Genomic DNA, 9,354 nt, shown 5'->3' with positions numbered 1-9,354 from the left:
CCCGAAGCCCGCGCCCGAGCCGCGCCCCCACGGGCACGCCGATCGCCACCGAGGATGGCCGCATCGCCAAGGTGCTTGCCCGCGCCGGCGTCGCGAGCCGCCGCGAAGCGGAGAAGATGATCGAGGAAGGCCGCATCGCGGTGAACGGCAAGGTGATCGAGAGCCCCGCGCTCAACGTCACCGCCAAGGACCGGATCACCGTCGACGGCGTGCCGCTGGCCCCGCCCGAGGCGCCGCGCATCTGGCTCTATCACAAGCCTGTCGGCCTCGTGACCACCACCAGCGACGAGAAGGGCCGTGAGACGATCTTCGACAAGCTGCCGGAGGATCTGCCGCGGGTGATGAGCATCGGCCGGCTCGACCTCAACTCCGAGGGGCTGCTGCTTTTGACCAATGACGGCGGCATCAAGCGCAAGCTCGAGCTGCCCTCGACCGGCTGGCTGCGCAAGTACCGGGTGCGGGTGAACGGATCGCCCACCGAGGACATGCTGAAGCCGCTGCGCGCGGGCATCATGGTGGACGGCCAGAAGTTCCAGCCGATGGAGGTCACCCTCGACCGCCAGCAGGGCGCCAACGCCTGGCTGACCGTCGGCCTGCGCGAGGGCAAGAACCGCGAGATCCGCCGCGCAATGGCCGACATCGGCCTGACGGTCAACCGGCTGATCCGCGTCTCCTACGGGCCGTTCCAGCTGGGCGATCTGAAGGAAGGCGAGGTGCAGGAGCTGCGTCCCAAGGTGGTGCGCGACCAGCTCGGCCTCGAAGGCGCGAAACCCGACAAGCCTGCGCCCCAGCGCCAGCGCCGCGGCCCCCCTCCGAAAAAGCGCTCCTGAACAGGGATTGCGGCGACAGGCGGGCAGTTGCGCCCAATTGAGGTCAATCTTGTCCTAATGCGCCGTTAACGCTCAAGAAGTTTTCACGGATTGGGCCGGATGGCGCCCTCATTTCGCCCGGATTAGGCGACAATCTCCGGGACATGAGCACACTTCTCGCCCTGACCATCCTTACCGCGACCTCTGCCCTAGTCCTGGGCAACATCCGCGTTGTCGCAACGGACACCTTCCGCGCGCTGGCCGACGCCACCTCCCGTGCCCGCGCCAGTGGCACATTGGGCGCGAAGCTGGCCTTCGGCCTGCTCTGGCTGATGATTTTCTTGCTGGGGTACGTCTGACCCGGCCCCGACCCGACCGCGTGCGCGCCGCCTGCCGGAGCCGCCACCCCTCCCCGGCCATCCGGCCGACGCACCAAGCCGACCAACCACGGACCCGAGCATGAGAATGACACGACCTTCTCGCCAGCAGCCCCAGTCGTCCGGCCCGCTCGAGTCCGGCATCGGCATCCTTATGCTCGCGGCCTTCCCGCTGCTGCTGCTGCTCTTCCAGGGCCCGCCCGTCACCGCCTTCACCGCCGTGCTGATGCTTTCGCTCTTTGCAGTGGCGGTGCGGCTGATCCACCGCGGCGCGGCCATCGCCGCGGCCTATGACGCCGCGGAGAGCGCCAAGGCCCCGCGCCTTCCCCGCAAGATGATCGGTTCGGCGCTGCTCGGTCTGCTCGTGATGATTCTCGCCGGGCACCATTTTGTCTCGCTGGGGATGCCCCTCGGGCTCGGCGTGCTCGGCTTCGGGCTCGGCGTCGCCGCCTTCGGCAGAGATCCGCTCACCGACAAGGAGGGCGCCCCCGGCGAGGAGCTGCGCCAGCTGCGCACCCAGGAGACGCTCGACCGGATCGACGCAGCCATCACCACCGCCGTCGCCGACGTCGCCGCGCTTGGCGATGCCGAGCTCAGCCGCCGCGCCGAAGCCCTGCAGAGCGGGGTGATGGGGCTGCTGAACGCGATCTCGCAGGATCCGCTGGCCGCACGCCGCCTGCGCAAGCCCGTGGCGCGCTTCCTCGACCTTCTCGGCAAGGAAAATGCCCGGCTGATCGATGCCTGGAACACCGACGACCGCCTCCGTGCGCGGCGGCGCTATCTTGGTCGGCTGACTGCCCTTGGCGAGGCCTTCGAGGACCGACTGCGCAAGGCCGGCGCTGAACAGGGCCGCGACGCCTATGACGTCGAGGCGGACCTTCTGTGGAACCGGATGGTCGACAAGCAGGTCGCCTGAGGCTTCCCTACCGGAACTCCCCCCCTAGCAAGTGCCCCGCGAAGCGCTTAGGTTCTTGTTGAACCGAGAGAGCTTGCGGGGATCATCATGACCGACAAGGGCTTGCGCAAGGTGGCCTATGTGCTGCTGATCGTGCTTCTCTTCGGAGTCGCTTCCGGCTGGCTGGGAGGGCTCTGACCTTGGCACAGCGCTATGGCGGAAAGTACAGCCCCGACGGGTCCTCCACCGACGGCAAGTCACAGGGCGAGCGCACGCTCTATCACGGCGCGCGCGTCGATCCCGTGGGCGCACGCTCGAACGTGCTCTTTGTCCCGCCGATCATCCTTGCCGCGACTTCGCTGACCTCCGGTGCCGCCGGGCTGGCGGTTGGTCTGCTCGGTGCGGCGGTGCTCCTGCTGGGCGCCTGGCTGCTGCGCGACGGGCTGCGCGCCCAGGCCGCCTACGACGAGCGCAAGATCGCCCGCCGCCCCGCCATCCCGCGCAAGTTCTTTGCCGCGGTCTGCGCCGGTGTCGGTGTCGGCCTCGCCGCCTTCAAGACCGATCCCGGCATGGTCGCCCCGGTGCTCTACGGACTTTCGGCCTTTGCGCTGCACATCGGCGCCTTCGGGGTGGATCCGATGAAGCACAAGGGCATGGAGGGGATCGACACCTTCCAGCAGGACCGCGTCGCCAAGGTGGTGGACGAGGCCGAGACCTACCTCACCGCCATGGAGGACGCGGTGCGCCGCGCCGGTGACCGGCAGGTAGAAGCCCGGGTGCAGCGCTTCCATTCCAAGGCCAAGGACCTCATCCGGACCGTCGAGGAAGACCCGCGCGACCTCACGGCCGCGCGCAAGTACCTCGGCGTCTACCTGATGGGTGCGCGAGATGCGGCGGTGAAATTCGCCGACATCTACAGCCGCACCCAAGACCGCGGCGCGAAATCCGATTTCATGATGCTGCTGACCGACCTCGAAGAGAGTTTCGGCCAGAAGAACCAGAAGCTTCTGCTTGATAACAATGCCGATCTTACAGTGGAAATCGACGTGCTGCGCGACAGGTTGCAGCGCGAAGGCGTGCGACTGACAGAGCCTGAATGAGAGACAGTCACGGAGGAAGTCCGATGTCCGAGAATGTGAGAACCAAGGCCCAGCAGGAGCTGGCACTGGTGGAAGAGGTGAATGCTGTGATCCTGCCCGACCCCAAGCCCGCGGACGAGGTTGAAAGCTTCGAGGCCGCCTCGCCCGAGGTCACCGAGGAAATCCGCGCGCGCATGGACGAGATCGACATGGGCGACACCCAGTCGATCGTCTCCTTCGGCTCCGCCGCCCAGGCCGAGCTGCAGGAGATCAGCCAGGCGATGCTCGCCGATGTGCGCAACAAGGACGTCGGCCCGGCGGGCGACTCACTGCGCGACATCGTCACCACCATCCGCGGGTTCTCGGTCTCGGAGTTGGACGTGCGCCGCAAGCGCAGCTGGTGGGAGAGGCTGATCGGCAAGGCCGCCCCCATGGCCAAGTTCACCGCCCGCTACGAGGAGGTGCAGACCCAGATCGACAACATCACCGACAACCTCCAGAAGCACGAGCACACGCTGCTCAAGGACATCAAGTCTCTGGATATGCTCTACATCAAGACCCTGAACTTCTACGACGAGCTGGCGCTCTACATCGCCGCCGGCGAGAAGAAGCTCCAGGAGATCGACGCCACCGACATCCCTGCCCGCGAAGCCGCCGTCGAAGCCGCCTCCGAGGACCAGAAGGTGATGAAGGCGCAGGAATTGCGCGATCTGCGCGCCGCCCGCGACGATCTCGAGCGCCGGGTGCACGACCTCAAGCTGACGCGGCAGGTGACCATGCAGTCGCTGCCCTCGATCCGGCTGGTGCAGGAGAACGACAAGAGCCTTGTCACCAAGATCAACTCGACGCTGGTCAACACCGTGCCGCTCTGGGAGACCCAGCTGGCGCAGGCGGTGACAATCCAGCGTTCCTCCGAGGCTGCCGCCGCCGTGCGCGACGCCAACGACCTGACCAACGAGCTGCTGACGTCCAACGCCAAGAACCTGCGCGAAAGCAATGCCGCGATCCGCACCGAGATGGAACGCGGGGTCTTCGACATCGAGTCGGTCAAGCAGGCCAACGCCGACCTGATCGCCACGATCGAGGACAGCCTGCGCATCGCCGACGAGGGCAAGGCGCGCCGCGCCAAGGCCGAGGAGGACCTCAAGCACATGGAGGCCGAGCTGCGAGACACGCTGGCCTCGGCCAAGGCCCGCTCCACCGGAACCGGCGACGTGGCAGCGACCTCGGTTCCCGCGGGGTCGTGACCATATGCGGAGGTGGGGTCGTTTCGTACTGGGTATCTTGGTGTGCGCCGGCCTTGCGGCTTGCGACAGTTCCGCCCTTGCTCCGCGCAGCACCGGGGTGATGCCCCAGTCCCGCCCATCGGGACTGAGGCCAGAGCCGCCGGTCGCGGCCACCCCGCCGCGCCAGTCCCTCGCGAGCTATGATCTCGAGGTCTATTATGCCCGGGTGCAGGCGGACCTGCTTTCGCAGGGGCTGCTGCGCACTGACGGCGGTGGCCCCGACACGCCGATCACCGACACCATGCTGGCGCGCAACTTCGAGCGCATAGCGCTGGCCGAGGAGTACGCCCGCGGCGAGGGCCTCAAGCCCTCGCGCGGCGAGCTTGGCCGGGTGAAGAAATGGGAAAAGCCGGTGCGGGTCTCGGTCGAGTTCGGCACCCATGTTCCGGAAGACCAGAAGGTGACCGACAGCAACATGCTCGGCTCCTATGTGAGCCGGCTCGCCAAGATCACCGGCCATCCGATTTCCATGTCGACCAATCGGCCGAACTTCCACGTGCTCTTCATGTCGCAGGACGACAAGGCGGACATCGCCCCGCGCATCAAGCAGCTGGTCCCGGACGTGAACCCCACCGCGCTGGCGGTCTTCGACAATCTCCCGCGCGAGATCCATTGCCTCGTCATCGCCTTCTCCGAGGAGCCGGGCGGCTATGCCTACGGTCAGGCGATCGCGGTGATCCGTTCCGAGCACCCTGACCTGCTGCGCCGCTCCTGCGTGCACGAGGAGGTGGCGCAGGGTCTGGGTCTGGGCAATGACAGCCCCGAGGCGCGGCCCTCGATCTTCAACGACGACGACGAGTTCGCGCTGCTCACCAGCATGGACGAGATGCTGCTGAAAATCCTCTACGACCCCCAGCTCAAGCCCGGCATGGATGCCGCAGCGACACGGCCGATCGTGGCGCAGCTTGCCGCGCAGCTCACCGGCGGGCTCGGGCCAAGCTGAGAACGGGCCAAGACGACGGCCACCACACGGTCAGACCAAGACAGGAGACGATCATGGGTATTCTGGATTTCCTCTCGGGACAGTTCATCGACGTCATCCACTGGACGGATGACACCCGCGACACGATGGTCTGGCGCTTCGAGCGCGAGGGGCATGAGATCAAGTACGGCGCCAAGCTGACTGTGCGCGAGGGCCAGGCGGCGGTCTTCGTCCACGAGGGGCAGATCGCCGATGTCTTCACCCCCGGTCTCTACATGCTCGAGACCAACAACATGCCGATCATGACCAGCCTGCAGCACTGGGATCACGGCTTCCGCTCGCCCTTCAAGTCCGAGGTCTATTTCGTCAACACGACGCGGTTCAACGGGCTGAAGTGGGGCACAAAGAACCCGATCATCTGCCGCGACCCCGAGTTCGGCCCGGTGCGGCTGCGCGCCTATGGCACCTATTCGGTGCGCGTCTCGGACCCGGCGAAGTTCCTCATCGAGATCGTTGGCACCGACGGCGAGTTCACTTCGGGCGAGATCAGCTTCCAGATCCGCAACATCATCGTGCAGGAATTCTCGCGGCTGATCGCCTCGTCGGGGATCCCGGTGCTCGACATGGCTGCCAACACGCAGGAGCTGGGCCAGCTTCTGTCCAAGGGCATCTCGGCCACCATCGCCGAATACGGGCTCACCCTGCCCGAACTCTACATCGAGAACATCTCGCTTCCCGATGCGGTGGAGCGGGCCCTCGACAAGCGCACATCTATGGGGGTCGTCGGCGATCTCGACGCCTACACCCGCTTCCAAGCCGCCGAGGCGCTCGGGGCCGAGGGGTCTGCGGCCGGGCAGGCAATGGGCACCGGCTTCGGCGCGGGCATGGGCATGGCCATGGGCGGCGCGATGAGTGGGGGCCCGTGGGGCGCCCGCCCGCAACAGACCGCCGCTGCGTCGCCGCCACCTCCCCCGCCGCCGGTCGAACATGTCTGGCATGTGGCGGTCAGCGGCGAGACGCAGGGCCCGTTCTCGAAGGCACGCATGGGGCGCATGGTCACCGAGGGCCAGCTCACCCGCGACAGCTACGTCTGGACACAGGGCCAGGACGGCTGGAAACGCGCCGAAGAGGTGACCGAGCTGGCGCAGCTTTTCACTGTTCTGCCGCCGCCGCCTCCGGGCGTGTGACCGGCCCGAAGGCGGCGGGCCGCGCCGCCCCGCTCTCCGCCTGCCCCAGCAGCGCCGGGGCCAGGCAGGCATCCCTGGGGAAGCGGGCGGCGTCATCGCGTGTCGCGGGGAACGGCCGCGAGGGCGTCACCTGCGAGGCGGTCAGAAGGTGCCCGTCGAGACAGAGGTCCTGCGCCGCGTTGCCGATATTGAAGCCGAAGCCCTCGCGCCCGCAATCGGTGCCGAAGCCGTTCATGTTCCAGGCCTGTGGCATGGGGCTTTGCGGGCCGAAGACCTCGAAGGCATTCTGCCGGGGCCGGAAGGTCAGCGCCCAGCTTGTCTCGTCGGTCTTCATCCCGAGCGCCCAGCGACCGATGGGCCTGCCCTCGTGGTAGCCCTCGACGACGAAGCACTCGACGTCCTCGGCGTAGACGTAGTCCCGCTCGGCCAGCGCCGCGTCAATGGCGATGGCACCGCGCATCTCGTAACCGCCGTTGCCCAGCCACTCGAAGCGCCACGCAAGCTCCGAGGCCCGCGCCGCGCTCATCTCACCCGTCAGTGCAACCGCCGCCAGCAAGGCGCGTCCCGTCCAGTCCGGCATGTGTCGCTCCGCTGTCCTTCGCATGGGCCGAAGCCTAGACGTTGCGGCGCGGAATTCAAAAGCGGCAAAGGTGAACTTGTCGTGTGTGCACCTTCCGCCGCGCAGGGGTATCTGAATACCCCCAGCACATCCACTTCACCGCGGCGGCTTCGCATCAAAACCGGTTTTCACCGCCGTCCGCTCCGCCTAGGGTGGCCCTGCCGGAAAAAGGCGGTTCTGGAGGATCTTCGGGCATGAACGAAACCCACCGTTTTCCCTGCGAACAATGCGGCGCGGACTACCGTTTCGACCCCGCATCCAACGAGTTGGTCTGCGACCACTGCGGCCACAGCCAGCCGGTCGAATCCGCCGGTCCCTGGGAAAGCGACATCCGCGAGCTCGACTTCCGCGCCGCCATGGACGACCTCCTGCCGCTGCAGGAGATGGAGGAGTTGCGGGTCACCAAATGCCCCAACTGCGGCGCCGAGGTTGAATTCGACCCCGATGCCCATGCCACCGAATGCCCTTTCTGCGCCACACCGGTGGTCGCCGACACCGGCACCAACCGGCAGATCAAGCCCAAGGGCGTGCTGCCCTTCGCGCTCGACGAGAAGACCGCGCATAAGGCGATGAACGACTGGCTCGGGCGGCTCTGGTTCGCGCCGAACGGGCTCAAGGAATACTCCCGCAAGGGCCGCAAGATGCAGGGCATCTACGTGCCCTACTGGACCTTCGACGCCAAGACCCGCAGCGAGTACAGCGGCGCGCGCGGCATCGTCTACTACGAAACCCATACGGTGATCCGCGACGGCAAGCGCCAGCAGGTGCAGGTGCCCAAGGTGCGTTGGACCCCGGTGCGCGGCCGCGTCGCGCGCTTCTTCGACGATGTGCTGGTGCTCGCCTCGAAGTCTCTGCCCAAGCGCTTCACCGATGCGCTCGAGCCCTGGGACCTCAGCCGGCTCGAACCCTACCGCCCCGAGTTCCTCGCCGGCTTCCGGGCCGAGGGCTACCAGGTCGACCTTGACGCGGGCTTCGTCGAGGCGCGGCACCTCATGGACCGGCAGATCACCCGCGACATCAAGTTCGACATCGGCGGCGACCAGCAGCGGATCACCTCGGTGGACACGCAGGTCTCGGAGGTCACCTTCAAGCACGTGCTTCTGCCGGTCTGGCTGGCGGCCTACAAGTTCCGCGGCCAGACCTACCGCTTCGTGGTCAACGGCACCACCGGGCGGGTGCAGGGCGAGCGGCCGTGGTCGGCCTGGAAGATCGCCGTGGCCATCATCCTCGGCACCATCGCCGCGGCGCTGATCGGCTACATGCTGTCCCAGTCGCAGGGAAGCAGCGGCTTCACGGTGCCCATTGGCTATTGAGCGCAACTGGGCCTCCGCGCTAGGTATAGCGCTAACAAAGAAGAGATGAGGGAGCGAGAGATGATCCTCTGCTGCGGCGAGTCGCTGATCGACATGCTGCCCCGGACCAGCACCGGCGGCGAACCCGCCTTTGCTCCGGTGGCCGGCGGCGCGGTGTTCAACACTGCCATTGCACTCGGGCGGCTGGGGGCACCGGCGGGCTACTTCGGCGGGCTGTCGAGCGACCTTTTCGGCACCCTCCTCGCCCAGGCGCTGACCGACTCGCAGGTGGATAGCGCCGCCTGCCCGCGCTCGGACCGGCCCACGACCCTGGCCTTCGTGACGCTGGTCGACGGGCACGCGCGCTACGCCTTCTACGACGAGAACACCGCCGGACGGATGCTGGCCGACTCCGACCTGCCCTGCCTTGGCGACGACACCACGGCGCTCTTCTTCGGCGGCATAAGTCTCGTGTCGGAGCCATGCGCCGACACCTATGCCGCGCTCTGCGCACAGGCAGGCGAGCGGGTGGTGATGATCGATCCCAACATCCGCCCCGGGTTCATCAAGGACGAGGCGCGCTACCGCACGCGGCTCGCCGGGATGCTGGCGCGAGCCGACATCGTGAAGATCTCGGACGAAGACATGCACTGGCTCGGCACCACGCCCGAGGCGCTGATCGCGGGCGGAACCGCGCTGGTGCTGGAAACCCGCGGCGCCGAGGGCGTGCTGGCGGTCACCGCGCGCGGCCGCATCGAGGTTCCCGCGACCAGGGCGACCGTGGTCGACACCGTGGGCGCCGGCGACACGTTCAACGCAGGGATGCTGGCGGGGCTCGAACGCGACGGCCTGTTGACCCGCGCCGCCCTGCGCGCGGCCGACCTCGAG

The 9,354-nt window shown here is 67.3% G+C and carries 10 protein-coding genes; 9 read left to right on the top strand and 1 reads right to left on the bottom strand.

The genetic code is table 11. The annotated features are described in order from the left end of the window. The 7 genes from CLG85_RS26235 to CLG85_RS26205 all read left to right on the top strand — a co-directional run. A partial coding sequence (locus tag CLG85_RS26235; protein ID WP_375796955.1) for a pseudouridine synthase occupies positions 1–830 on the top strand: 830 nt, incomplete at its 5' end. Between the two features lie 143 nt (positions 831–973). Then, complete coding sequence (locus CLG85_RS26230) at positions 974–1,168, top strand: hypothetical protein (protein ID WP_095881399.1); 195 nt, start codon at positions 974–976, stop codon at positions 1,166–1,168. A gap of 106 nt (positions 1,169–1,274) precedes the next feature. Beyond that, positions 1,275–2,102 (top strand): hypothetical protein, encoded by an 828-nt coding sequence (locus tag CLG85_RS26225; RefSeq protein WP_235865335.1) that lies wholly within the window; start codon positions 1,275–1,277, stop codon positions 2,100–2,102. 179 nt (positions 2,103–2,281) lie between these two features. Further along, positions 2,282–3,181, top strand: a complete 900-nt coding sequence (locus CLG85_RS26220) for a 5-bromo-4-chloroindolyl phosphate hydrolysis family protein (RefSeq protein ID WP_095881401.1) — start codon at positions 2,282–2,284, stop codon at positions 3,179–3,181. A 23-nt stretch (positions 3,182–3,204) separates the two neighbouring features. Then, positions 3,205–4,407, top strand: a complete 1,203-nt coding sequence (locus tag CLG85_RS26215) for a toxic anion resistance protein (protein WP_095881402.1) — start codon at positions 3,205–3,207, stop codon at positions 4,405–4,407. A 4-nt stretch (positions 4,408–4,411) separates the two neighbouring features. Continuing rightward, positions 4,412–5,389, top strand: a complete 978-nt coding sequence (locus CLG85_RS26210; RefSeq protein ID WP_176476513.1) for a DUF2927 domain-containing protein — start codon at positions 4,412–4,414, stop codon at positions 5,387–5,389. Positions 5,390–5,442: 53 nt separating this feature from the next. Beyond that, complete coding sequence (locus CLG85_RS26205; protein ID WP_260350284.1) at positions 5,443–6,555, top strand: SPFH domain-containing protein; 1,113 nt, start codon at positions 5,443–5,445, stop codon at positions 6,553–6,555. Here CLG85_RS26205 and CLG85_RS26200 read toward each other — a convergent pair. Then, on the bottom strand, positions 6,521–7,135 hold the full coding sequence (locus tag CLG85_RS26200; protein WP_260350283.1) for a hypothetical protein: 615 nt from the start codon (positions 7,133–7,135) through the stop codon (positions 6,521–6,523). The two genes, CLG85_RS26205 and CLG85_RS26200, sit on opposite strands and share 35 nt — an antisense overlap. A 233-nt stretch (positions 7,136–7,368) precedes the next feature. Here CLG85_RS26200 and CLG85_RS26195 point away from each other — a divergent pair, with 233 nt between their 5' ends. Both CLG85_RS26195 and CLG85_RS26190 read left to right on the top strand, forming a co-directional pair. Next, positions 7,369–8,487 (top strand): TFIIB-type zinc ribbon-containing protein, encoded by a 1,119-nt coding sequence (locus CLG85_RS26195; protein ID WP_095884401.1) that lies wholly within the window; start codon positions 7,369–7,371, stop codon positions 8,485–8,487. Between the two features lie 60 nt (positions 8,488–8,547). Then, positions 8,548–9,354: carbohydrate kinase family protein (locus tag CLG85_RS26190; RefSeq protein WP_260350282.1), on the top strand; the 807-nt coding region annotated here is incomplete at its 3' end.

This window comes from Alloyangia mangrovi, assembly GCF_002300555.2.
Taxonomy (GTDB): domain Bacteria; phylum Pseudomonadota; class Alphaproteobacteria; order Rhodobacterales; family Rhodobacteraceae; genus Salipiger; species Salipiger mangrovi.
The sequence above is the reverse complement of the archived record's forward strand: the minus strand, read 5'-3'. Positions and strand labels throughout refer to the sequence as shown.